Source organism: Acinetobacter sp. I-MWF (assembly GCF_025433935.1).
Lineage (GTDB): Bacteria > Pseudomonadota > Gammaproteobacteria > Pseudomonadales > Moraxellaceae > Acinetobacter > Acinetobacter guillouiae.
On the sequence record NZ_JAMBAR010000001.1, the window covers coordinates 3,181,061 to 3,205,791 of the forward strand.

General features: G+C 39.3%; 21 protein-coding genes. 10 read left to right on the forward strand and 11 right to left on the reverse strand.

Annotated features, from left to right (window positions below; genetic code table 11):
* Nucleotides 1–410 precede the first annotated feature (410 nt).
* Nucleotides 411–5,255 carry a histone H1-like repetitive region-containing protein gene (locus tag M2R48_RS14655; protein WP_262086583.1) on the forward strand — a complete coding sequence of 1,615 codons (4,845 nt, stop codon included), beginning with the start codon at nt 411–413 and terminating at the stop codon, nt 5,253–5,255.
* A gap of 84 nt (nt 5,256–5,339) precedes the next feature.
* On the forward strand, nt 5,340–6,200 hold the full coding sequence (locus M2R48_RS14660) for a glycerophosphodiester phosphodiesterase family protein (RefSeq protein WP_262086584.1): 861 nt from the start codon (nt 5,340–5,342) through the stop codon (nt 6,198–6,200).
* Nucleotides 6,201–6,237: 37 nt separating this feature from the next.
* On the opposite strand, the gene M2R48_RS14665 is transcribed toward M2R48_RS14660, so the two are convergent.
* Nucleotides 6,238–7,101: an AraC family transcriptional regulator gene (locus M2R48_RS14665; RefSeq protein WP_262086585.1), complete on the reverse strand. Its 864-nt coding sequence runs from the start codon at nt 7,099–7,101 to the stop codon at nt 6,238–6,240.
* A gap of 117 nt (nt 7,102–7,218) precedes the next feature.
* Between M2R48_RS14665 and M2R48_RS14670 the strand changes: the two genes are divergently transcribed.
* Nucleotides 7,219–7,752 carry a carboxymuconolactone decarboxylase family protein gene (locus tag M2R48_RS14670; protein ID WP_262086586.1) on the forward strand — a complete coding sequence of 178 codons (534 nt, stop codon included), beginning with the start codon at nt 7,219–7,221 and terminating at the stop codon, nt 7,750–7,752.
* A gap of 96 nt (nt 7,753–7,848) precedes the next feature.
* Here M2R48_RS14670 and M2R48_RS14675 read toward each other — a convergent pair whose 3' ends face one another.
* Nucleotides 7,849–8,295, reverse strand: coding sequence for a thioesterase family protein (locus M2R48_RS14675; RefSeq protein WP_324099783.1), 447 nt, complete (start codon nt 8,293–8,295; stop codon nt 7,849–7,851).
* A 90-nt stretch (nt 8,296–8,385) separates the two neighbouring features.
* On the reverse strand, nt 8,386–9,786 hold the full coding sequence (locus M2R48_RS14680; protein ID WP_004823133.1) for a Do family serine endopeptidase: 1,401 nt from the start codon (nt 9,784–9,786) through the stop codon (nt 8,386–8,388).
* A gap of 226 nt (nt 9,787–10,012) precedes the next feature.
* Here M2R48_RS14680 and nadB point away from each other — a divergent pair, with 226 nt between their 5' ends.
* A complete protein-coding gene (gene nadB, locus M2R48_RS14685; protein ID WP_262086588.1) occupies nt 10,013–11,656 on the forward strand; it encodes an L-aspartate oxidase in 1,644 nt (547 codons plus the stop codon).
* A gap of 428 nt (nt 11,657–12,084) precedes the next feature.
* On the opposite strand, the gene M2R48_RS14690 is transcribed toward nadB, so the two are convergent.
* The 8 genes from M2R48_RS14690 to pabC form a co-directional block, all read right to left on the reverse strand.
* A complete protein-coding gene (locus M2R48_RS14690) occupies nt 12,085–12,858 on the reverse strand; it encodes an AraC family transcriptional regulator (RefSeq protein ID WP_209827211.1) in 774 nt (257 codons plus the stop codon).
* 18 nt (nt 12,859–12,876) lie between these two features.
* Nucleotides 12,877–13,257, reverse strand: a complete 381-nt coding sequence (locus M2R48_RS14695) for a hypothetical protein (RefSeq protein WP_034616260.1) — start codon at nt 13,255–13,257, stop codon at nt 12,877–12,879.
* A gap of 108 nt (nt 13,258–13,365) precedes the next feature.
* Nucleotides 13,366–14,247, reverse strand: a complete 882-nt coding sequence (locus M2R48_RS14700; RefSeq protein WP_262086589.1) for a histone deacetylase — start codon at nt 14,245–14,247, stop codon at nt 13,366–13,368.
* 4 nt (nt 14,248–14,251) lie between these two features.
* On the reverse strand, nt 14,252–15,232 hold the full coding sequence (locus tag M2R48_RS14705; RefSeq protein ID WP_004823139.1) for a hypothetical protein: 981 nt from the start codon (nt 15,230–15,232) through the stop codon (nt 14,252–14,254).
* Between the two features lie 486 nt (nt 15,233–15,718).
* Nucleotides 15,719–16,135, reverse strand: coding sequence for a PaaI family thioesterase (locus tag M2R48_RS14710; RefSeq protein ID WP_151803289.1), 417 nt, complete (start codon nt 16,133–16,135; stop codon nt 15,719–15,721).
* Nucleotides 16,136–16,526: 391 nt separating this feature from the next.
* Nucleotides 16,527–17,126, reverse strand: a complete 600-nt coding sequence (gene tmk, locus M2R48_RS14715) for a dTMP kinase (RefSeq protein WP_262086590.1) — start codon at nt 17,124–17,126, stop codon at nt 16,527–16,529.
* 9 nt (nt 17,127–17,135) lie between these two features.
* The gene (gene mltG / locus M2R48_RS14720) at nt 17,136–18,197 is read right to left on the reverse strand and encodes an endolytic transglycosylase MltG (RefSeq protein WP_209827218.1); all 1,062 of its coding nucleotides are present in this window, start codon (nt 18,195–18,197) and stop codon (nt 17,136–17,138) included.
* Nucleotides 18,190–19,011: an aminodeoxychorismate lyase gene (pabC, locus tag M2R48_RS14725; RefSeq protein WP_096734779.1), complete on the reverse strand. Its 822-nt coding sequence runs from the start codon at nt 19,009–19,011 to the stop codon at nt 18,190–18,192. Before pabC ends, mltG begins: the two co-directional genes overlap by 8 nt.
* Before the next feature lie 163 nt (nt 19,012–19,174).
* Between pabC and M2R48_RS14730 the strand changes: the two genes are divergently transcribed.
* The 6 genes from M2R48_RS14730 (at nt 19,175) to M2R48_RS14755 (ending at nt 24,698) form a co-directional block, all read left to right on the forward strand.
* The gene (locus tag M2R48_RS14730) at nt 19,175–20,185 is read left to right on the forward strand and encodes a sulfate ABC transporter substrate-binding protein (RefSeq protein ID WP_004823146.1); all 1,011 of its coding nucleotides are present in this window, start codon (nt 19,175–19,177) and stop codon (nt 20,183–20,185) included.
* A gap of 43 nt (nt 20,186–20,228) precedes the next feature.
* Nucleotides 20,229–20,834, forward strand: coding sequence for an RBBP9/YdeN family alpha/beta hydrolase (locus M2R48_RS14735; RefSeq protein WP_262086591.1), 606 nt, complete (start codon nt 20,229–20,231; stop codon nt 20,832–20,834).
* Between the two features lie 80 nt (nt 20,835–20,914).
* Complete coding sequence (gene cysT, locus M2R48_RS14740) at nt 20,915–21,748, forward strand: sulfate ABC transporter permease subunit CysT (RefSeq protein ID WP_004717179.1); 834 nt, start codon at nt 20,915–20,917, stop codon at nt 21,746–21,748.
* Complete coding sequence (cysW, locus tag M2R48_RS14745; RefSeq protein WP_004717181.1) at nt 21,745–22,641, forward strand: sulfate ABC transporter permease subunit CysW; 897 nt, start codon at nt 21,745–21,747, stop codon at nt 22,639–22,641. The genes cysT and cysW overlap by 4 nt, the downstream gene beginning before the upstream one ends.
* Nucleotides 22,642–22,651: 10 nt before the next feature.
* Nucleotides 22,652–23,713, forward strand: coding sequence for a sulfate/molybdate ABC transporter ATP-binding protein (locus M2R48_RS14750; protein ID WP_262086592.1), 1,062 nt, complete (start codon nt 22,652–22,654; stop codon nt 23,711–23,713).
* A gap of 55 nt (nt 23,714–23,768) precedes the next feature.
* Nucleotides 23,769–24,698: a CysB family HTH-type transcriptional regulator gene (locus tag M2R48_RS14755; protein WP_004717184.1), complete on the forward strand. Its 930-nt coding sequence runs from the start codon at nt 23,769–23,771 to the stop codon at nt 24,696–24,698.
* The last annotated feature ends 33 nt before the right edge of the window (nt 24,699–24,731 follow it).

Below are 24,731 nucleotides of genomic sequence, written 5' to 3' on the forward strand. Positions count from 1 at the left end.
TTTTTTTGAAATTCGCGATTGCTCATCTGAGTGTTTTTTTTTAAGTGTATTTTCTCAGTGACACATGAAGATAGTCAGTCAATCAACGCATAAGAATTGATCATAAAAATCGTATAATTTTTACAATTATTTATGCAAAAAAAATTGATTATTTAAATCATTATGGTATCGTCCCATTATTTAATTTATTTTGTCACAGGACAAAATAAATTAAATAACATCCAAATGATTCATTTACTTGTCGAACGTAAAGGCTCGACAAAAAATATATAAACCTTGGTAAAATCATATATTTACAATATTAAATATAAATGATGGCATGGTTTAAATTAAGTTAAAAATCACTGAGTTATTTTCACTCCACATACATAAACGACAGAAACAAAAACTTACAGGGTTAAAAAATTTAGATGAAACGTATATTTAAAGAAAAAACGTTAAGCATACTGTTACGTAGTATTTTGCTGGGGTATCCGATTATTTCATCGTCCTCCTTTGCAGTACCACTGCGTGCTGAAACTGATGAGTTCAATGCCAATTGGGGACTAAGTCGTATTGGTGCGCAGTATGCTTATGAAAAAGGCTATACGGGTAAGGGAATTGCCATTGGGGTTGCAGATTCAGACTTTCCCTCAGGAATAAGCGAACTTACTGACAAACTCACATTTGTAACCCCCAATAAAGATGGTAAAGAACATAATTCAGACTTAAGTATCGGCAGTAAAGTAGCTGACGGATTCAATGCCGAAGATTATACCCATGGCGCTCATGTTTCTGGGATCATTGGTGCTAAAAAGAATGATCAAGGCATGCACGGCGTAGCCTATGGTGCAGATATTTTTGCACAACATATGAATAATAATATTTACCCTTTTCTCGACACTACGGCAGTTCGTCTAATTAATAATAGCTGGGGTACAGAGGGAGATAAAGACTATGGCATCAATCCTGGAGATCCTCAATGGAAAGACTTGATTGGTATCGATGGTATAAGCACATCAACAGTAAAAGACTTTGAAAAAAAGTCTGATAAAACCAAACCCTATGATTTTTTAAATCGAGTCATATATACGACCACCCCCACGAAAAGGGGGGAATCTAAAATTTCAATTACAGTGAAAGATGTAGTTGAAGCTGAAGACGGTATAATTGAACGTAATGGTCAAAAATTCAATTTTGGGGCAAATGACAAATCAAACAATGGGCTTGTCAACCAAATCAGGGCCCTTCGAGAAGCTGGAAAACAAGGCGTAGTCAACATTTTTGCTGCTGGAAATTACAATCATTATAACGAACCTGGTGCCTTTCAAGGGATGCCTATCGTTTATAATGACTTACTGCCCAATTATCTTACTGTCAGTAATCTAACATTGGTTCGCAGTAAAGAAATCACTGTTCCAGAAGATAGTGAAACGCTCAGTGCGGGTGATGATTTACAATTTTTTGAAGTTACTTTTCAAAATAAAAAATATTTACGTCAAGCAAATCTTGCAATTGGCAAAGAAGACTATTTGTGGGAACAAGTCGGTCAAGGTCTTCGACAAACTCAAATTTTGGTGAATGACGATAGCACCAAAGAAACACTGTATACAGGGTCTTCACAATGTGGTTATACCGCATTGTGGTGTGTGGCAGCGCCCGGAACAGGAATTTATAGTTCAACATTTAAAGTTGAAGATGGAAAGCTTGCTGATAATTATGAGTATATGACTGGAACCTCAATGGCTGCACCACATGCCACAGGTGCTCTCGCTGTTCTTATGGAACGCTTTCCCTATATGAGCTCCAGCCAGACTGTTTCTGTTTTAAAAACCACAGCTGCTGATATGGATGAAAATGGTAGAGTAACTGACGGTCGTGCCAAAGTAATTGATAAATACTTTGGTTGGGGAAAAATTGATCTGGAAAACGCCATTAAAGGACCAGCAATGTTTGCTTCAGCGGATGATGTAAAAAACATGCTTGCTGAGGATGTAAAACAAAATTTGGGTGATGATCTGGATAATCTGGCCAATACTTTTGGAAATGGTGATTTCACCGTCAATATGGGCCAAGGGATAAAATATGATATTGGCACAACCAGAGAACGTAGTTGTGATGCAGCTGAATGTTCATTCGATACTTGGTCAAACAATATCGCTGGTAGCGGTGGTCTGATTAAAAAAGGCAGTGGAACATTACAGTTATCGGGAAACAATACCTATGCAGGCAATACTTTCATTAATGAAGGTGGTATTGATATCACAGGATCTTTATCTTCAGGCATTATTGTCAATAAATTAGGGACACTGTCTGGTCAAGGTCAGTCTGCAACAATCGAAATCAATAGTGGCAGATTTGCACCATCACTTTACAATCAAACAGGATTTAGTACATTTACTATTAATGGAGATATTAAATTTAGCCCTGACGCCACATATTCAGCCAAAATTAGAGACAAAAATGAGCAAGTGGACAAATTGGTTGTTCGGGGTAATGCTTATTTAAATGGAGCTAACTTCCAGACCTATGAACAAAGCCCAGATAAATTACTTGGGAAAAATGATACCCTCCGCTATCAAGGTAATGAATATACCTTAATGGATGCTACAAAAATTAATGGAATATTTAATAATAACTATCTTACATCGATTGCTACTGAAAATATTCAACCAGAATTAACAAAAACTGAAGAAGATAAGAAACTTAAATTACAATTCAGGGACTTAACTGCCGATAAAGCTGCCGCGGAAAAAGCTGCTGCCGATAAAGCCGCTGCTGAGAAAGCTGCCGCGGAAAAAGCCGCTGCTGAGAAAGCTGCCGCAGAGAAAGCCGCTACCGATAAAACTGCCGCAGAGAAAGCTGCTGCCGATAAAGCTGCCGCGGAAAAAGCTGCTGCCGATAAAGCTGCCGCGGAAAAAGCCGCTGCCGATAAAGCTGCCGCGGATAAAGCTGCTGCTGAAAAAGCTGCCGCTGAGAAAGCTGCTGCCGATAAAGCTGCCACGGATCAAGCTGCTGCTGAAAAAGCCGCTGCCGATAAAGCTGCCGCGGATCAAGCTGCTGCTGAAAAAGCCGCTGCCGATAAAGCTGCCGCGGATCAAGCTGCTGCCGATAAAGCCGCTGCTGAGAAAGCTGCTGCCGATAAAGCTGCGGATCAAGCTGCTGCTGAAAAAGCTGCCGCTGAGAAAGCTGCTGCCGATAAAGCTGCCGCGGATCAAGCTGCTGCTGAAAAAGCTGCCGCGGAAAAAGCCGCTGCTGACAAGGCTGCCGCTGAGAAAGCCGCTGCCGATAAAGCTGCCGTAGAGAAAGCTGCCGCTGAGAAAGCCGCTGCCGATAAAGCTGCCGCGGAAAAAGCCGCTTCTGACAAGGCTGCCGCTGAAAAAGCTATCGCGGATCAAGCTGCCACAGAGAAAGCTGCTGCTGAAAAAGCTGCCGCTGAGAAAGCCGCTGCCGATAAAGCTGCCGCAGAGAAAGCCGCTGCCGATAAAGCTGCCGCAGAGAAAGCTGCTAACGATAAAGCTGCCGCGGATCAAGCTGCTGCTGAAAAAGCTGCCGCTGAGAAATCCGCTGCCGATAAAGCTGCCGCGGATAAAGCTGCTGCTGAAAAAGCTGCTGCCGAAAAAGCTGCCGCTGAGAAAGCTGCCGCGGATCAAGCTGCTGCTGAAAAAGCTGCCGCTGAGAAAGCTGCTGCCGATAAAGCCGCTGCTGAAAAAGCTGCTGCCGATAAAGCTTCCGCGGATCAAGCTGCCGCTGAGAAAGCTGCTGCTGAAAAAGCTGCCGCGGATCAAGCTGCTGCTGAAAAAGCTGCCGCTGAGAAAGCTGCTGCTGAAAAAGCTGCTGCCGATAAAGCCGCTGCCGATAAAGCTGCCGTAGAGAAAGCTGCCGTAGAGAAAGCTGCCGCAGAGAAAGCCGCTGCCGATAAAGCTGCCGTAGAGAAAGCTGCTGCTGAAAAAGCTGTCGCGGATCAAGCTGCCACAGAGAAAGCTGCTAACGATAAAGCTGCCGCTGAGAAAGCTGCCGCGGATCAAGCTGCCGCGGAAAAAGCCACTGCCGATAAAGCTGCCTCAGAGAAAGCTGCTGCTGAAAAAGCTGCCGCTGAGAAAGCCGCTGCCGATAAAGCTGCCGCGGAAAAAGCCGCTGCTGAGAAAGCTGCCGCAGAGAAAGCCGCTGCTGAAAAAGCTGCTGCCGATAAAGCCGCTGCTGAGAAAACCGCTGCCGATAAAGCTGCCGCGGAAAAAGTCGCTGCCGATAAAGCCGCTGCCGATAAAGCCGCTGCTGAAGCAAAGTTATTGGAGCAAGCTAGAGCTGAAAAAGCGACCCAAATTGCATCAATTCATGGCGATATTCTGGCAGAAGAATTTCAGGATATGGATCGCAATCGTCGTTTAACCAATCAACGTCTACGCTATATTCAACGTAATCAGGAGAACAGTAATAATGCTTGGATAGATTTTTCAGACTCAAAAAGCAAGTCTCGTCTGGGGGAATGGAATAATCTCAGCAATGCCAAGATGCATGATTATAATGTTCAGAGGCAGGGTCTAGCTTTAGGCGCAGATACTACACTTGGAGATTGGGCAATCGGAATAACTGCAGCCATTAATAGCAAAGATTTAAATAACAAAAATAATGCCAATGCTAAAATCGATAATTATCAGTTCGGTATCTATACAGGGACTCAAATTGATCAAATCAATTTTCGTTTCAGTGGTACATTGGGACGTAATGAGGTTAAATCACGATTTAATGATCAGAATGATGGTCAATTTAATGCAAAATACAATGGTCGTACTTATCAGTTGAACGCTGAGATGGGCTATGCATTGCAACGCAATAACCTATATATGGAACCATTTATCGGTGTTGCATACGACTACTTAGAAAATGATTCCATTCAACAAAGTAATGGATACTATTCACTAAATAGTGAAAAAACGAATATTGACCGTGTATCTTCAACTGTCGGTCTGGATATATCTCAAAAATGGAACGTATGGGATACAACATCTCTAAGTTTAAATGCAAGCTTAGCATGGCAAAACCGTCTAAAAAATAATGATAAAGCGGGCAAATTAACATTTATATCAAATAACTCACTGATTGCTGGAGATGCTGGTTATTTAGATGTTCCCAATAATCAGAACACAGGCATCATCAATTTTGGTTTCAATGTCGATATCGCCAACACCCACGGGTTTTCGGTCAATTATGAAGGACAGTTCGCGAAAAAATATAGTGAAAATGGCATAAGACTCCAATATGGCTATAAATTTTAATCAATAGGTTGCAATATTATTATGAAAAATAGCTTGTTTAAAAACATCATGTTGATATGCATATTCGGTCATGGATTACATAGCATGGCATTAAATGCAGCACCTTACTCAAATCAAACTGGTCAATCACCACTAATTGTTGCGCATCGCGGTGGAACGGCAGATGCACCTGAGAACACAGCCTATGCAATTGATCTCGCTTTAAGGAATCACGCAGATGTGATCTGGATCAGCGTACAGTTAAGTAATGATGGTGTTCCTGTACTCTATCGCCCTAATAATCTGAATGCTTTAAGTAATGGCCAAGGTTTGGTCTCTGCATATACTGTAAAACAATTACAGGGCTTGGATGCTGGATGGAATGTCGCCCGCAATGCAGGACAACAAACAATTTACCCATGGAGAGGTAAAGGAATCCGTATCCCAACACTTCAACAGGTGCTTACTCAATTTCCTCGAACCACTTTTTATATTGATATTAAATCGCCTGATGCAGATCCGGTGCAAATTGCTACGGCTATTAAACGTGTACTCGTTTCCACCAACTCACTTAACCGAGTAAGGCTCTACTCTACTGAACGCCATTATACAGATGCCGTCAAACAGGTCGGTCAAATTCCGTATTTTGTTGCAAGAGATGATACTCGGGATATTTTAGCTCGTGTCGCGCTGAACCATAATTGTCAGGCTGCTCAAGAACCAATTGGATGGCACGGTTTGGAGTTAAGACGGCAGGTTGAGGTTGTAGAAACCTATACCTTAGGTGAAGGCCGTTCAAAAGCAGAGTTTGTTTGGGATAAGGAAATTATGAACTGCTTTAGGACACAAGCAGCAAATCGTATTGTCCTGTTCGGTATCAATTCTGAAGCAGACTATCGAATAGCAAAACAGTTAGGTGCTGAAGCCGTAATGGTTGATTCCCCTGCTCAATTTTCCAATCGGTGAAGTGTTTAAGTTAAGTCATAAATCATTACACTAAGCATTAGACAGGATGGCTGGTCAACCATTCTCGGGGAGACATACCTACTCTGACTGAAAATGCGCGAGATAATGCTGATGGATTAGCATAACCCAGTTCTTCAGCCAATATTTTAATTGAATGCCCTTCACGCAATCTACTTTGTGCCAAAGCAATACGCCAGTCTGTTAAATATTCAGCTGGTGTCTGTCCCATCACATCACGGAAGGTATTGGCAAAAGCTGTTCTAGACATACATGCCAGTTCAGCCATGCGCTCTAGTGTCCACGATTCACCTGGATATTCATGTATTCCCACCAGCGTGCGCGCCAAACGTGGCTCTGAAAGACCAATAATAAGTCCAGTGCTTACCCCTGCTTCATGAGGATGATCTAATAACCAACGTAATAGTTGAAGTACCACCACTTCAAATAACCGATTCGCTAATAATCGTTGCCCACAACGGGCATGGTCTGTTTCAGCAAATAATAGCGCAAGCGCCTGATCCAATCCTTGTACACGCGCTAGAGGAAGTGCAATTACGGCAGGTAATGCCCTTACCAGTGGATTCTGTTGCCCACCATCCAGTATCAACCGCGCGCAGGTAAAATCAGCACCTTCTCTGGGCGGGTTATGAAAATGATGTGTAATTGGGCCAGGATAAAAAAGTAGCGTTGGTTCATCAAAACGCATACGTCTTGGCAAATGCGCCATAGCTGGATGACTGACTTCCAGTTGTCCCTGACGTAAGACATGTAAATAGCCAAACCCTTCACAAGCATCAAAATGGCTGACGCCACATAACACACCAGTATGGTACAACTCTGCCTGCATACGGAAACGGTCAAGTAGACCTGAAAGGCGATCAATGGGGTGAATAGTTTTCATTTGAACGAATTGATATATTTTATGAACATATTGTATCTAATCATACAGTGAATTTACACATAATAATCAAAGTTTGATGCACTTCTACTATCACTACGATCCTATAAGGAGAATAACATGTCACGTATCAACCTTGACACTCAACTTGCACCCCAAGCAAGTCAACCTTTATTAACCCAAATTCAACAAGCTTTTGGCACGACTCCAAATATGTTTAAGGCAGTGGCAAATTCGCCAGCAGCTTTACAAAGCATGTGGTCCGCTTTTGCTGCCTTAGGTAAAGGTACACTTGGTGCAAAATTAGGTGAACAGATTGCTGTTGCAATCGCCAATTTAAACCGCTGTGAATATTGCTTAGCAGCACATACTGTACTCGGTCAAAATGCTGGCGCTAGCGCTGCTGAAATGGTTGAAGCGCAAATAGGAAAAGCAGCTGATGATAAAACAGCAGCAGCACTGACTTTTGCTTTAAAGGTGGTCAATCAACGAGCTCAGATGACTGATGCTGATATCGCAACACTTCGCAATGTAGGTTTTAATGACCAACAAATCGTTGAGATCATGGCGCATGTGGCTTTGAATATATTCACCAACTACATCAATATTGCACTGGATACGCCAGTAGACTTTCCACGAGTCGAATTAATATAAAACATACCGACCTCTCGTGTTTAACAGGGAGGTCGCTTTCATTAAATATAAGATTTTTTTATGTGTTGTTGCACTTCATCTAAAAATCCAAGCAATTTAAATGATTGAACTTAAATCAAAAGGATCTATTTCAGGATCAATGGGTTGATAGGCTTGGATAAAAGTCGGTGACATCCGTTTCGGACGCCCTGAAGCAATTTCTATACATGCCCATTTGGTATTGCCAGTAAAGAGCAAGCTTTGGTCTTTGGCATTAAAAAAAGCATACTGACGGAAAGAATAAAGTGCGTTGATCTCGTATAACCAAGTTCTCAAAATAATATCATCATCTAACATTGCTGCTTTGCGATACTGAACATGATGTTCTACGGCAACCATTGCATGTTTCATTTCTAAATATTGATCGAGTCCAACACCCAATGTTTCGATATGTGCAGATGCAACATCCTGCATCCATTGTACATAGACCACATTGTTTACATGACCTAAGACATCTATATGCTCTGGTTTTACTTTGATTCTTAAATCAAATACTGAACTCATATCTTCTTTCCTTTTCCACTCTTTCAACCATCCGTATAAGTTTGACATAAAAAAGCCACTCTTTGAGTGGCTGATTCTGATCAGTTGTATTTATTGAATACGTAATCCAATCATAGCATGTTGCCCTTCACGAACAATCGCTACACGCGCTACCGTATTTTTCTGTAGCTCTGAAATAGCATCAACAAAATCATTCGGTGTATTTACTTTCTTGTTATTTACTTGGGTGATCACATCACCAGGTAAAATTCGTGACTGTGCAGCTAAGCCACCTCTGGTCACATCTTGAATAAACACACCACCTTTAACATTTAAACGATTCTTTTCTTGTTCAGTTAAAGCACGAATCGCAACACCAATGATAGGGCCTTTATTTGGTTTAGCCGAAGTGTTGGTATTGTCAACTTTTGCAGGGGTATCATCTGGTGCAACAGTTAAAGTTGCTGTAATTACTTTTGGTTTATCGTCACGTAAAACTTCGAGCTTAACAGATTGATTAGGTTGAGTACGATTCAAATAATTTAATAATTCAGAGGTGCGTGATATTGGCGAACCATTATATTTTAAGATTACATCGCCTGATCTAAAGCCCGCTTTTTCTGCAGGTGAATTCGGCGCAACTTGGGTAATCAACGAACCTTCTGGTTTATCTAATTTATAAGCTTCTGCTAAGTTTCGATCAATATCTTGCAGCATTACACCAAGATAAGAACGGGTTACTTTACCATTCTTTTTCAACTGATCAGCAACATCCATTGCTACATCAATTGGAATAGAGAATGACAAGCCCATATACCCCCCCGTACCACTAAAGATACGAGAGTTTACGCCAACAACTTGACCTTGTTGGTTAAATAGCGGACCACCTGAGTTACCCGGATTTAATGCCACATCAGTTTGGATAAATGGAACAGAGGTTTCACCCATCATATTACGTGACTTGGCACTGACAATCCCTGCTGATGCAGAATAATCAAAACCAAATGGCGAACCGATTGCTAGAACAGGCTGCCCGACTTTAAGTTGATCTACATTACCCACAGATAATGATGGGAAATTATTCCCCTCAACTTTCAATAAAGCCACATCTGTACGTTCATCACTGCCCACCACTTTTGCATCAATTTCACGGCGATCATTCAGCATAATCGTCACTTTAGATGCATCTTCAACCACATGGTGATTTGTCAGTAAATAACCATCTTTACTAATAAAAAATGCACTACCATACGCAGTCTTTTCTTGTGGCGCGCGTTGTTGTGGAATAATGATTTGATTACCAAAGAAACGCTTTAGAATTTCAGGTACTTGTTGCTGTAACAACTCTTCCTGAGATAACTTTTTAACAACATTAACACTTACAACAGCTGGACTGACTTGTTCAACCAAGTTAGAAAAATCCACAGGTGTTGAAGCTTGAACTTGTGATGTTGCCGCAGCGACAGTAAATACTGCTGCATACATTCCTTTTTGTATTAGACCATTACTCATTTCTCACGAACCCACATCTGATGATTATTTGCTTAAAAATGTTTGTAACATATTATTTAATATCGTTACGTAAAAATATGTTTACATTTTTTTATAAAACAAGACTTTACTTAATTTTATATTAAAAGCCTTGGAATATCTTATTTATACTAAAATCTGACACATGTGACTATTGTAATTTGTTAAAAAAAAGAGTGTTATTAGCAAACATTTTTCAAATTAGCTGATGGACATGTCTAATTTAAGTACAACTCATCAATTTGACGTGGTTATTGTGGGGAGTGGCGGTGCAGGCTTAAGTTTAGCCTTATCTTTGCCTGAACATTTTAATATTGCTGTTTTAGCAAAATCAACCTTAACCGATGCAAGCACATATTTTGCACAAGGTGGTGTTGCTGCTGTACTTGATGAAACAGATTCTATTCAACAGCATATTGATGACACTATGATTGCAGGCGCACAGTTATGTGAGATTGATGCAGTCAAACATACCGTTGAAGGTGGTCGACCTTCTGTCGATTTCTTGCTTAACCATGGTGTAAAGTTTACATTAGATGAAGATGAACAATTACATCTCACTCGTGAAGGTGGACATTCACAACGTCGTATTATTCATTCAGCCGATGCCACAGGTAAAGCCATTTCGACCACACTGGTTCAACGCGCTCAAGAAAAGAAAAATATTCATATTTTTGAAAATTACATTGCGATTGATTTAATCACCACACATAAATTAGGACATAAACAACAGCCCAATCGTGCGGTTGGTCTTTATGCACTTGATGAAAACAACGAAAAAGTTCATACCTTTTTAGCCCCATTCACGGCCTTGGCTTGTGGTGGTGCAATGAAAGCTTATTTATATACATCAAATCCTGATATTGCCACAGGCGATGGTATTGCCATGGCATATCGTGCAGGCTGTCGTGTTGCAAATATGGAATTTAATCAATTCCATCCAACCTGTTTATATCATCCTCAAGCACGCTCATTTCTGATTACGGAAGCAATGCGTGGTGAAGGTGCGTATTTACGTTTACCTGACGGTGAACGCTTTATGCTGCGCTTTGATGAACGTGCCGAGCTTGCTCCACGAGATATTGTTGCACGCGCCATTGATTATGAAATTAAACGCTTAGGCATCCGTCATGTCTGGTTAGACATCAGTCATAAACCAGCTGAATTTGTTAAAGAACACTTCCCAACCTTATATGCGCGCTTATTGGAACTTGGTATTGATATCACCAAGGATATGATCCCTGTTGTTCCAGCAGCACACTATACTTGCGGTGGCGTGGTGGTCGATGAACATAGCCAAACTGATTTAGCTGGTTTATATGCGATTGGTGAAACATCGTACACAGGTTTACATGGGGCTAACCGTATGGCCAGCAATTCACTGCTTGAATGCTTTGTATATGGTATGAGTGCTGCCAAGGACATAGAGGCAAAGTTTAATCATCACTTTGATATACCGACCGTGCCTGAATGGGATGCTTCACAATCGACCAATCCAGATGAAGATGTTGTGATTCTGCAAAACTGGGATGAGCTCCGCCAAACCATGTGGAACTATGTCGGAATTGTAAGAACCACAAAACGTTTACAACGTGCCTTGCATCGTATTGAAATGTTGAAGAAAGAAATTACTGAATATTATCAAGACTATCATGTTAGTAAGAACTTGATTGAACTGCGTAATTTGGTCATGGTTTCAGAGATGATTGTTCGTTGTGCTATGCAGCGTAAAGAATCACGAGGTCTACATTACACGCTTGATTATCCTGAGCTTTCACCTGAGTTAAGAAAAACGGTATTAACACCGCCAAACTTTACAGTTGAAACCCCATTGGTAAATGAAGCAGTTTAAAATCCTTGGAAGTCACAAAAATAGTCAGATCATTCTGGCTATTTTTTATGGAGATATTATCAATTTTTACTTTTAGCTTTAGTGGTTTCAAAATTTTATATGCATCAGCATAATTCACTGAATATAAATCAAAGCTTTTTTTATTATTTGATCATGTTTCATCAATTACTAAAAATGGATTTTTTCATTCTGAGTAAAACAAAGCACTTGAGCAAGAACAAAGCACTGCTTTGTTTGTAGCGCAAGAATGTGATAACACAAGGAGAGGCACCGCTACAGATATAGTAGCGCAAGGTCAGACATCGTCTACGCAAATCAATTTAAATTTTTCAAGCTAAAATGCGACAGTGCAAATCTTTTAATAATTCATAAAGTTATAAATTCATTTTGATAAAATGCAATAAATTCTTCTACTTAAAAATAAAACCTTATGTTTGCTGCATATAATTTCGAGGAGAAAGCTGCATTATTTTCTTAAACATTACAATAAATGAGCTATCACTATCATAGCCTAATTTCATTGCAACCTGATGCACTGAATCTCCTTCTGTTAACCACTGTAATGCCAATACAACATGTAACTTTCTTCGCCATTGATTAATACTCATCCCTGTCGTTTGATGAAAAGTTCGTGTAAGGCTTCGTTCACTCATACAACATAACTTTGCCCATTCAGCCAAACTTTGATTCTGCTCAGGATGCTTTAATAAATGGTGGGTCAATTTAACTAAACGAAAATCTTGTGGAATGGGTAAATAAAATGTTGGCTTTACAACTGATTGAATTTCATCTAACAAGCATTGCTGCAAACGGAAGTCTTTTTCTGAAAGCACCTTATCAGACAAGGTTTCAACTCTTTCCAATAAGGCATTCAGTAAATTTGTCACTTGCAACATGGTGCAATTCGGTTCTAAAAGATGATCAAGTTGGGAATCAATAAATGCAACATAGCCAGAAGAGACACCATAACTACTAACTTTATGTGGCACATTTGACGGAATCCATAAAGCATGTTGCGCTGGAACAACCCAAATACCAGACGGTGTTTCCACCGTAATTAAGCCATTCACTGTCATCATCAATTGGCTTTTTACATGCTGATGTGACGCAAGCTCCCAATCAGGAACTTGCTGATGTATTTTTAATACAATGATTGCTTGGTCTATTTGATCTACAAAAAAAGGATCCACATTATCAAGCATGGTTTGCCTATATATTTATCACTTTAAAACAGCGTCGATGACTTTCTGCGCTTGTTGTTGATTGTCTACAATAAACATCGGATAGCCTGTAAACTTAATAAAGTTATTGGCAAATTTTTGCGTCTCAAGTCGAATATTTTCATCAGGTTCAATATGAATCAATGCTTTCACATATTGGGTTAAAATTTCACGTTTTGCTTTAACCCATGCTGCAACTTGCTTGCGTTCTTCATGATCATTTTTTTGTTCAGGAAAGGCCCCTTCACTGATAAAAACAAAAGTTTCTTTGCGACTCAATAATGACTCATAAATTGCAATTGTTTCATCAACTGAAACTGCATCTTCAGCTTGATAACTAATACGAACGATTGGAAAGTTTTCTAAATTTTGAATAAACATGATAACCACCATAAATGAGAATAATTATCATTGTATGGATTTATACAGATCGTACATTACTAAATTCAGCCAAAAAATACGGTATTCCAGCCAAATTTAACAGCGAGTTTAATCTTTATTTATTCCATAATAAATACGATGCGCTATATGAAAAGTTTCAGCATGTAATTTTGCTAAATCATCTAAGTTCTGATAGCCCCCTGCAAGTACAAACATGATCGGAATATTGTCACGTTTAGCAAGGTTAAACACCATTTCATCTCTTTTTTGAATCAACTCTGTCGTAAACCATGCTGAACCATAAGGATCTGCTTGATGACAATCCATCCCTGCCTGATAAATAATAATATCTGCTTTCCATTCATTGGCTCGCTGAAACGCTTCATGCAATGCCATGGTATATTGAGCAAAACTTCCATGCTTGGTGTGAATATGACGGCTTTCCGCCCGCTCATACGTGGGGTAGCCAAAAGCCAATCCGTAAATACTAAAATTATATAAATTATCTAATCTGCGAGTAAAATCAGCCGTCCCATCACCACCATGCTGATCGCAATCCAAAATAAAGATGCGCTTATTTGCATAATGTTGTGCAATTAATGCCAAACCATTAAAAGTACAATATGAGCCGCCATATTCATAATTGGCATGGTGAAACCCTTGCGCAATATTGGCGGCAATCCCATGTTGGAATGCCAGTTCAGTTGCCAACAATTGCCCAGCATTGATGGAGAGTACCGCATCCCTTAATTGTTCATTCCAAGGCTTAAAACCAGCAAACGTTGCCAGTTTTGCCGGTTGTCCTGTTAAAAAAGCCTCAACATATTTAGGCGAATGTAAGGCCTTTAAAATTTCTGGATCAATTTGTTGTGGTTCATGAAATTTATAATGATTAAATTGCTGTAGTTGCTCTGCGACTGCAACAAGTTTTTCCATGCTATTGGTATGTGTTTGAGCAAAATAGCGTGGAGAAAAACAAACATTTAACATAAAGCTATCCGAGACTGAGTGCTCTCAATTGTGATTTTGCAACATCATTGAGTTGTTTTATAAGTGTTGTATCAGGACTAAACAGCCCGTTATTCACTTGTTGTTCAAAATGTGTCGTAAATGCCCTTTGTCGATTCTCAGGTGAAATGGCTAAAGTGGTTAATCGCAAAAACCAAAAACCTTGAATCTCTTTATAAGGAATAATATAGCCTTTAAACTCTTGATTGGGGACTTTGTTGGCAATTTGTTCAATATCATAATCGACAGAAAATAAAGAACCAATCGGAATACGAATTCCATTCATCAATAAAGGTTGTAAATTTATACAGGAATGATTATCCCCCATGTTCATTTTTTCAATCAACAGCGGACGATTTTGATCATCTACAAAAATGTTGATTGAGCCTTGTCTTAACATGGAACGATGGGCAATCTTTAAGAAAAATGCTTCTGCCATTGGACATGAGCCCACTTTAGGCTTGCCGTCAAGCGTCGCAATTTCAACATAACCTGTTTCATCTGCTGTTTTGGGTAAAATCACATCTTCCAACATAGCGCAAATCACATGGCTTTCTTCTAATTGTGCTTGTTGCGATAAGCGTCTTAAGTTTGCTTGGATTGCAACTTCTTGTTCAACTAAGGCTTTAAACTCATCATCTTTGGCTTGAGTAAGAAAATTTTGAATCGATTTATTTTGATCTAAGTTATGCCAATCATCGATGTCTAATCCATAAGCATTTTTTTGCTCAAGGATCTTTTTTAATTTCTTAAAATCATAATCTTTAAATATTTTTAAATCAGTTGCTTCAACTTGATCACGCGGAAAATTAATGTACTCAGCCAATACGCGTGTAGCCTGCGTATAACCGCAACCACGGCGCTCAGTTTGATGTGAATAGTGTTCATTCAACATCTCCGTCAATTTATCTGATAAAGGAAAAACCTGTTCCTTAAACAAATCTACGACTTCATGACCTGATGACATATTCTTTATTCCATTTAATCTATATTAATTTTCAAAATAAACTATTTATTATGAATAAATTAGCATTATCCCTTGCAGAACTCAATATATCACTCAAATTGTAATTGCATCTATATCAATCAATACAATTGATTGTTTATTATTCTTTTGATATTCATGATTCCATGCCCATACATGATTTAAGTATCCATTAAAGATCTTTCATAAATCAAAAAATGACCATGTTGAGTGAATCAGATTGGTATTGAAAGTCCCTTCTCCCTTTGGGAGAAGGCTAGGATGAGGGGACTTTATGATGATCTATGGCTTTAAAAAGAACTAACGTAAGAAGTCTATTGTTAATGACGCTATAACCAAAAATATAGATTGATGATCAAAACAATTTAACCATCACTAAAAATAGTGAGCATTAACACACCATCAGAAAACCCAGTAAGGACTATAAAAAATTTCGTCCAATACGCATTTTTAAAATCCCTGAATGATTTATTTTTGTGGTGGAACAGAATACGTTCCTGTCACATGTGCAACAGGATCATCCGAACCTAAAGAATAAATCCAGACCTCACCGACAATTAAAGCTTTACCCACTTTCATCAATTTACACACGCCACGAATATCAACACCACCCGTTGGCTTACGTAAAAAATTAATATTCATATTGGTCGTAACTGTCAAACCGACTAAACCAATTTCACCCATAATCGCAACATAAAGTGCAAAATCTGCTAGGGCCATCATGGTTGGACCTGAAACAGTTCCACCTGGTCGTATATCTTGATCACTGACGTGCCAAACCAAAGAAGCCCCTTTTTCAGTTACTTCTTCAATTTCACAACGTTGTAAGCTAGGTGAAAAAAATTGCTGTAAGAATTGTACGATTTCAGCTTTCGAGCTTTTCATAATTAAAGTCTTTATATCCCTGACCTAAAACAATATAAAGACTTTTTCGGTTCAAAACACTAGGGGCTGTTGACAATTCGTCTATGTTTGCGACTATAAGTGTTTTTTAGGCAATACTAGGCACGAAATACGAAATTTAGTCATTCTAAATGAGTGGTTCGTAACGAAGTAGTGACAAAAAACACTTAAGTCCCGAAGGGTTGTGACTAAAATTATCTCAGTCTGCGTTATGAAACTCGAAAATAGTCTCGCTATTCTCTTCCTTTCATGCCTTGCCTGCTCAATTTTAGCCTCCAACGCAAGCCATTTATGAAATGCCAACAGCCCCTTTATCGTTCAAATCAATAGAATAAATTGCTCAATTTCACTTATTTAGAGGATTAATTGGTATTTATTTTAAGTAGCTCAACGCCTCAGCAAATACTTGCTCTGGTGCTTGAGTCGCATCTAAGCGTTTCATTCGTTGAGAATCACGCAAATGAATTTCAGAAAACCCACTGCGTACCGATTCAAAAAACACCACTTTTTCTTGTTCAAAGCGGTCTAATGCACCGCGTACGCGGGCACGGTTCATTCCCAATTCAATTGGCGCATCCAACCAAAAAGTAATATCTGGCATTTTAGAAACAAAATTTTCATTGAGCAGCTGTAACTTATCTCGGCTTAACCCGCGACCTGCACATTGATAAGCAAAGCTTGAATCGACAAATCGGTCACAGAGTACAATCTTGCCCTCAGCCAAGGCAGGTAAAATCACAGCTTCCAAATGTTGTGCTCGTGCTGCATACATCAGCAATAACTCCGTGTCATTACTCATCTGTTCTTCATGATTGACCGACAGCAATAATGAACGGATTTGTTCAGCTAAAGGCGTACCACCAGGCTCACGTGTTAAAACAACCTGTTGACCTTGTTGTTGAAAGTAATCAAATAACTTTTGAATGAGCGTGGTTTTTCCTACACCTTCAGTACCTTCAAAACTTATAAACATGCTCATTCCTTAATTCTTAGACCGCATAACTTGAATATATTCTTGCACTGCACGATTATGATCATTCAGATTGGCTGTGAATTTGTGCCCACCATTACCTGTAGCAACAAAGTAAATGTTTTCAGAGTTATCTGGATGCATCGTTGCTTCAATGGCTTTTTTACTTGGTAATGCAATCGGTGTTGGCGGTAAACCATTGATCGTATATGTATTATAAGCACTCGGAGTACGTAAATCCTGCTTTGAAATCTTACCCGTATATTTATCACCCATCCCGTAAATCACGGTAGGATCGGTTTGTAACCGCATGCCCAGTTTTAAACGACGATAGAACACACCTGAAACCTGACGTAACTCACTGTCTACACTGGTTTCTTTTTCAATAATCGATGCCATGATTAAGGCTTCATATTTATTTTTATAAGGTAAATCTGGCGCACGTTTTTCCCAAGCTTCATCTAAAATTTTCATTTGACGTTGGTACAGGTCAGTCAAGATTTGCTTATCCGTTGCACCTTTATCAAAGAAATAAGTATCAGGTGCAAATAAACCTTCTGGGTGATCATAAGGAATATTTAAGGCTTTCAGCATTTCACCACTCGGAAGCTGAATCACCGATTTTTCAACCAATGGATCTTTTTTCAACGACTGAATTAATTGCTTCGCTGTCGTCCCTTCTATCACCAAAAGTCGGCTCATCTGGGCATTTTCAATATTAGAAACCATTTCTAATACTTGGCGTACATTCATACCTTTAGTGACTTCATACACACCAGCTTTCATGGTGTCATGAATGAAAATTTTCCGATAAAGCTTAAGAATGATTGGAAAACTAACCTTATCGTCCTTGGCCAATTGATCAATAAAACCGGTATAGGTTTCACCATTTGAAATAGACAGCTTTTGTTTTTGACCCGTCACTGGATACGCTTTAAAAATACTCATTTTTAAAATGATTGCAGTCATGATCAAAAAAATAACCAGAACGATCGCAATGCCTTTATAGATGTTATTGCTCACTTGGGCTTGAGTTTTCTTTTTAGATTTTGGCTTAGGTTTGGTTTTAGGCATGAGAATTAAACTGACTTAAATTTAAAGTATTAAATAACTCAACACAGGATTGAGTGTCTAGATGTTGATGATTCAACGTTTCGACCACTTTCATTGGACTGAGGGCATTGCAAAAGAACAGGCTTTGAAAATGTCGAATTTCATCCATATCGATAAAACGCTGTTCACAGGTGACACCATAATGTTGCATCCGTGACAAAATCTCGGCACGCATCACACCATGTACACCATTATAACGAAGTTCAGGCGTAATCCATCTATTGTTTATCCGAATAAAACAATTACTGCTCACACCTTCAACAACTGAACCTTGTACATCTGTGACTAATGCTTCTAACCAGCCTTTTGCCTGAGCTTCTTTTTTCAGTAACACTTGTTCTAAACGGTTTAAGGTTTTTAAACCCACCAAATTCGGCATCAATAAACCAATTGCTTGATCCAATACACCACTGTGAATTAATTCAGGCTGGAAGCACGCGGTTGTTTTTGGATAATAAACCACATAAAGATCGGCCTCATGTTCAGGCATCGCATAGCCACGATCGCCATCGCCTCGACTAATGATGATCTTCAATGTACCATTTAATATTCCATTTTTTTGTCTTAAACATTGTAGCGTCTGATCCAATAACTCAAAATTCACATCTAAAAATAAACGTTCAGCTGCCAACTTCAATCGAGCACGATGTAAAAGTTCCAACTCCATAACATCTTGATGTAATCGAACTGTGCTAAAACAACCATCTCCATAATGAAATGCTCGATCTAAAAGTGAAATAGAATCAACAAATTGAGCATTTTTAAAACAGATCATTAAGCAATTTCCTATGGCTTTGCACGAATACTATAAGCAATATCAGCATTTTCTTTTTCTCTTTTATTCATATAAAATTCGTTTTTTATTATTTTTTATGGATAAAGACTAGCGTTATCCTCACTCCATCTTACCGAACTTCAGAATTAAATGGGGCAAAAAAATGCAGTTCTCTAAACTTAAATTTGCTGTGGCAGCAGTACTGATCTCAACCACATCTTTCAGCGTTGCTGCAAAAGATTTTTTAAATGTATCTTATGATCCAACACGAGAATTGTACGATAACTTTAACAAACAATTTGCAACGTTTTGGAAATCTAAAACGGGTCAAGACATCCAGTTTAAACAATCACATGGTGGCTCTGGTAAACAAGCACGCGCGGTTATTGATGGTTTGCAAGCAGATGTAGTGACTTTAGCATTAGCAGCAGATATCGACGCAATTGCGCAAAATACAAATTTATTGCCAAAAGACTGGCAAAAGAAATTCCCACAAAACTCTACACCGTACACATCAACAATCGTTTTCCTCGTTCGTAAAGGTAACCCGAAAGGCATCAAAGACTGGGGCGATTTGGTAAAACCAGGTGTAGAAATTGTAACACCAAACCCTAAAACTTCAGGTGGAGCACGCTGGAACTATTTAGCAGCATGGGCTTGGGCAAAACATAAATATGGTTCAGACGCGAAAGCACAAGAGTTTGTACGTCAAATTTATAAACAAACTAAAGTACTTGATTCTGGTGCACGTGGTTCTACGACGACATTTGCAGAACGTGGCATTGGTGATGTGTTATTGGCTTGGGAAAATGAAGCGTATTTATCTACACGTGAACAACCAGGTAAATTTGAAATCATTACCCCATCACTGTCGATCTTGGCAGAACCACCTGTCGCAATTGTTGAAAAGAATGCTGAAAAAGACGGTAACTTAAACTTAGCGAAAGCATATTTAAACTATCTGTATTCACCTGCTGGTCAAGACATTGCAGCGAAAAACTTCTACCGTCCGCGTAATGCAGCAATCTTGCAAAAGTATGCGACAACATTCAAACCGTTAAAATTGGTCACAATTGATAAAGAGTTTGGTGGTTGGACTAAAGTTCAAAAGCAACATTTTGAAAATAATGGTGTTTTTGATCAAATCGTCAAAGCCAATGCAAGTAGCAAATAACTGTTTAAAATAAACTTAAGCGAAAGGAAACAGGAGCATAGACATGATTCATACAATTATTGTTCCAGGCGTTGGTGGTAGTGATTACGATCACTGGCAGTCTAAATTACAACGTGAACTCATGTCTTGCTCGCGCGTACAACAACAAGATTGGAACTTACCTATTCTTAAAGACTGGATTGCCCAATTTGTTGCGACTGTCGTCAATGCTACGCAACCTGTTCAAATTGTTGCACATAGTTTCGGATGTTTAACCACGGTTGCTGCTTTGGCTCAGCACCCTGAAATCGCAGCTAAAGTAAGAAAAATTATTTTAGTTGCACCAGCTAATCCAGCACGTTTTGGTGAGGCTGGTTTTGCTCGAAACAGTATCGGTGACTATGAAGCTTATTTTCACGAATTGAAAATCACAGTCCCTGCGGAAATGATTATTTCTGAAAATGATCCTTGGTTAAATTTTGAAGATGCACAGAAGCTTGCGAAAGCGTGGAAAATTAGGCCGCGAAATTTAGGTCAGGTTGGACATATCAATGTTGCATCAGGCTTTGGACACTTTCCTGAAATTTATGATCATTTAATTTTTAATCAGCAAAACTTCTTTATCAGTAATACTGATGACAACAAGTTGTTATTTAAATTTGCAATTTAATCATTGCCTTTTAAGCTTGCAAAATCGTTTTAAATTTGCTTATTGATTTCAATAAGCTTTCTCTCTTTTGAGGAGTCATCATGTCGCAGCGATCCCGAGTGCTGCCAGGTTTTGGTCTTTCACTAGGCTTCACCCTAGCGTATCTATCATTAATCGTACTGATACCACTGTCTGCCGTATTCATAAAATCATTAGGCGTAGGTTGGGATGGTTTATGGGAAATCTTGAGCTCTGAACGTATTTTAAAATCATTACAGCTCAGTTTTACCACCGCCCTAATTGCAGCTTTGATCAATGTCATTTTCGGCTTTTTATTGGCTTGGTGCTTAGTTCGTTATTCATTTCCTGGTAAACGTATAGTAGATGCATTAGTGGACTTACCCTTTGCATTACCTACAGCGGTCGCAGGTATTGCGTTAACTTCGTTATATGCCTCAACAGGTTGGATTGGTCATTTGCTTGAGCCTTTAGGGATTAAAATTGCCTATACCTCACTGGGTATTACGCTTGCTTTAATTTTTATTGGTATTCCTTTTGTGGTTCGTACAGTACAGCCAGTTTTAAGTGATCTTGAAACTGAGCTAGAAGAAGCCGCTTCTGCATTGGGTGCAAATCGTTTTCAGATCGTGACAAGAATCATTTTACCGATTTTATTTCCAGCATTACTGACTGGCTTTGCATTGGCATTTGCTCGCGGTGTAGGTGAATATGGTTCGGTCATCTTTATTGCAGGCAATATTCCTTACGAAACTGAAATTGCTCCGTTAATGATCATTACCCGTCTTGAAGAATATGATTATGCAGGTGCGACGACAATTGCAGTGGTGATGCTGGTGATTTCTTTCTTTATCTTGTTCCTAATTAACTTGGTACAAGCTTGGGCAAGTCGCCGTACTGGGAGAACCGCACGATGAGCTTAAATACCAACAGCAATGCTTTGGCTGAAAAACTGCAATCTCGTGATGCGACACGTGAACCAGCTTGGGTGCGTAATACCCTACTGATTATTGGTCTGATTTTCTTTTTAGGCTGCTTAATTCTACCGTTGGTGCTTATTTTTGTTGAAGCATTTAAACAAGGGATTCAAGTCTACTTTGCCTCACTGGTTGACCCTTATACCCTGTCTGCGGTCAAACTCACATTATTGACTGCTGCCATTGCAGTACCTTTAAATGTGATTTTTGGTGTTACAGCAGCATGGTGTGTTGCCAAGTTTAATTTCCGTGGAAAATCATTCTTAACCACCATTATTGATACACCATTTTCAGTCTCACCCGTGATTGCAGGTTTAATGCTGGTTTTGATCTTTGGCTCACAAGGTTGGATTGGATCATGGTTAATTGAACATGATATTAAAATCCTCTATGCGACACCGGCCATTATCCTTGCAACTGTATTTATTACCGTTCCTTTTGTTGCACGTGAATTAATTCCATTGATGGAAGCACAAGGAACAGAAGAAGAAGAAGCTGCAATTGTGCTGGGTGCTTCGGGTTGGCAAACCTTTTGGAAAATTACTATTCCAAATATTAAATGGGGTCTCATTTATGGCGTGATTTTGTGTAATGCACGTGCCATGGGTGAGTTCGGTGCTGTATCTGTGGTTTCAGGTCATATTCGTGGCGAAACCAATACCTTACCGTTGCATATTGAAATTTTATATAACGAACCAAATTCGATTAGTGCTGCTTTTGCCGTCTCAACATTGTTAGCATTTTTGGCCATCATTACCCTAATTTTAAAAACATGGGTTGAATATCGCCAAGAAAAACAAGATCGCGAAAGTAAAGAATCAACTGTTTCTTAAGGAATTGCACATGAGTATTCAAGTTAAAAATATTGAAAAAAACTTCGGTGCATTCCATGCACTTAAAAACATATCGCTAGATTTTCCAGAAGGTCAATTGGTTGCCCTGCTTGGTCCTTCTGGCTGTGGTAAAACCACATTACTGCGTATTATTGCTGGTTTGGAATCAACGGATAGAGGACAAGTCATCCTTGAAGGTACAGATGCAACCAATATTCACGTGCGTGAACGTCAAGTTGGTTTTGTATTTCAGCATTACGCACTGTTCCGTCATATGACTGTTTATGACAATGTTGCATTTGGTTTACGTGTTCGTCCAAAGGCGACTCGACCAAATGAAACTGAAATCAAAAAACGTGTTACCCGTTTATTGGATTTGGTACAACTTGGTTTCTTGGCAGATCGTTATCCAGCACAATTATCTGGTGGTCAACGCCAACGTATTGCATTGGCACGTGCCTTAGCTGTTGAACCACGTGTATTGCTCTTAGATGAACCGTTTGGGGCCTTGGATGCCAAAGTACGTAAAGAATTACGCCGTTGGTTACGGACTTTACATGATGAATTACATATCACGTCAATCTTTGTAACCCATGACCAAGAAGAAGCCTTAGAAGTTGCTGATCAAATCGTGGTAATGAACAAAGGTGATATTGAACAGATTGGTTCACCGCGTGAAGTTTATGAAAAGCCTGCAACCCCGTTTGTATTTGACTTTTTAGGTCAAGCAAACCGTTTTGAAGGTGAAAACCATCAAGGCATCATTCAAATTGGTGAAGATCGCATCCAACTGCCTACGGCGGCACAAACCGCAAATGGTAAAGTGATTGCCTTTGCTCGCCCAAATGAATTGAAAATTCACACGCAACCGACTGAAAATACAATTCAAGCAACCTTCTTACGTGAGTTGTGGATTGCGGGTAAAGTCATGGCAGAGTTACAAGATCGTCAAGGACAACTGATTGAAATTGCTTTAAATCCTGATGAAGCAAAATTACATCAATATCGACCAAATCAAACAGTTTGGGTAAGTGCATCTACACTTCACCTATTTGAAAATCAAGTCGCGTAATCGACGACAGGATGAATATTACCCCTATTCATCCACATTTGAGGTATCGAACATCATGAACTTTCAACAATTACGAATTATCCGAGAAACAGTTCGTCAAAATTACAACTTAACCGAAGCATCTGCTGCACTTTATACTTCGCAATCTGGTGTCAGTAAGCATATTAAAGATTTAGAAGATGAATTGGGTGTACAGCTGTTTGTTCGTAAAGGCAAACGGTTATTAGGTTTGACAGAACCTGGTCAAGCGCTGTTGAGTATTGTTGAACGCATGCTTATTGATGCTGACAATATTAAACGTCTTGCCGATGATTTTAATAAAGTTGATGAAGGTACGCTTACAATCGCAACAACACATACACAAGCACGTTATGTGTTACCACCGATTGTCAATTTATTTAAAAAAGCATTTCCCAAAGTTCATTTGATTTTGCAACAAGCTAGCCCTGTTGAAATCTCTGAAATGTTATTGCTTGGTTTGGCTGATATCGGTATTGCAACTGAATCTCTAACCACTGAAGATAATTTGGGCAGTGTATCTTTCTATAACTGGAAACACAGTATCATTACGCCACAAGATCACCCACTGACTAAGCTGAATCCTAAAGAGATTACCTTAGAAAAATTGGCTGAATTTCCAATTATCACCTACCACGGTGGTTTTACAGGACGTTCTAAAATTGATAAAGCATTTGAAGATGCCAATTTAGATGTAGATATCGTCATGTCAGCACTGGATGCCGATGTGATCAAAACTTATGTTGAACTGGGAATGGGTGTTGGTATTGTCAATGATGTCGCTTATGACACAGAGCGTGATAAGCGTCTAAAACAAATCGATACTGATATTTTTGGTTTAAATACGACATGGATTGCGGTTCGTAAAGGCCATTTACTTCGTGGCTATGGCTATGAGTTTATTTCACTCTGCTCACCAGAAGCTGATATCAAAGCATTGAAAAAAATCGCCTATCCTGATGATTAAACTTTGAGATAAATGATTAAGAAAGAAATGAAG

Bases quoted from the DNA above. Each gene is read 5' to 3' on its own strand.
- M2R48_RS14655 (WP_262086583.1), top strand. From the start codon at position 411: ATGAAACGTATATTTAAAGAAAAAACGTTAAGCATACTGTTACGTAGT.
- M2R48_RS14660 (WP_262086584.1), top strand. From the start codon at position 5,340: ATGGCATTAAATGCAGCACCTTACTCAAATCAAACTGGTCAATCACCA.
- M2R48_RS14665 (WP_262086585.1), bottom strand. From the start codon at position 7,101: ATGAAAACTATTCACCCCATTGATCGCCTTTCAGGTCTACTTGACCGT.
- M2R48_RS14670 (WP_262086586.1), top strand. From the start codon at position 7,219: ATGTCACGTATCAACCTTGACACTCAACTTGCACCCCAAGCAAGTCAA.
- M2R48_RS14675 (WP_324099783.1), bottom strand. From the start codon at position 8,295: ATGAGTTCAGTATTTGATTTAAGAATCAAAGTAAAACCAGAGCATATA.
- M2R48_RS14680 (WP_004823133.1), bottom strand. From the start codon at position 9,786: ATGAGTAATGGTCTAATACAAAAAGGAATGTATGCAGCAGTATTTACT.
- nadB (WP_262086588.1), top strand. From the start codon at position 10,013: ATGGACATGTCTAATTTAAGTACAACTCATCAATTTGACGTGGTTATT.
- M2R48_RS14690 (WP_209827211.1), bottom strand. From the start codon at position 12,858: ATGCTTGATAATGTGGATCCTTTTTTTGTAGATCAAATAGACCAAGCA.
- M2R48_RS14695 (WP_034616260.1), bottom strand. From the start codon at position 13,257: ATGTTTATTCAAAATTTAGAAAACTTTCCAATCGTTCGTATTAGTTAT.
- M2R48_RS14700 (WP_262086589.1), bottom strand. From the start codon at position 14,247: ATGTTAAATGTTTGTTTTTCTCCACGCTATTTTGCTCAAACACATACC.
- M2R48_RS14705 (WP_004823139.1), bottom strand. From the start codon at position 15,232: ATGTCATCAGGTCATGAAGTCGTAGATTTGTTTAAGGAACAGGTTTTT.
- M2R48_RS14710 (WP_151803289.1), bottom strand. From the start codon at position 16,135: ATGAAAAGCTCGAAAGCTGAAATCGTACAATTCTTACAGCAATTTTTT.
- tmk (WP_262086590.1), bottom strand. From the start codon at position 17,126: ATGTTTATAAGTTTTGAAGGTACTGAAGGTGTAGGAAAAACCACGCTC.
- mltG (WP_209827218.1), bottom strand. From the start codon at position 18,197: ATGCCTAAAACCAAACCTAAGCCAAAATCTAAAAAGAAAACTCAAGCC.
- pabC (WP_096734779.1), bottom strand. From the start codon at position 19,011: ATGATCTGTTTTAAAAATGCTCAATTTGTTGATTCTATTTCACTTTTA.
- M2R48_RS14730 (WP_004823146.1), top strand. From the start codon at position 19,175: ATGCAGTTCTCTAAACTTAAATTTGCTGTGGCAGCAGTACTGATCTCA.
- M2R48_RS14735 (WP_262086591.1), top strand. From the start codon at position 20,229: ATGATTCATACAATTATTGTTCCAGGCGTTGGTGGTAGTGATTACGAT.
- cysT (WP_004717179.1), top strand. From the start codon at position 20,915: ATGTCGCAGCGATCCCGAGTGCTGCCAGGTTTTGGTCTTTCACTAGGC.
- cysW (WP_004717181.1), top strand. From the start codon at position 21,745: ATGAGCTTAAATACCAACAGCAATGCTTTGGCTGAAAAACTGCAATCT.
- M2R48_RS14750 (WP_262086592.1), top strand. From the start codon at position 22,652: ATGAGTATTCAAGTTAAAAATATTGAAAAAAACTTCGGTGCATTCCAT.
- M2R48_RS14755 (WP_004717184.1), top strand. From the start codon at position 23,769: ATGAACTTTCAACAATTACGAATTATCCGAGAAACAGTTCGTCAAAAT.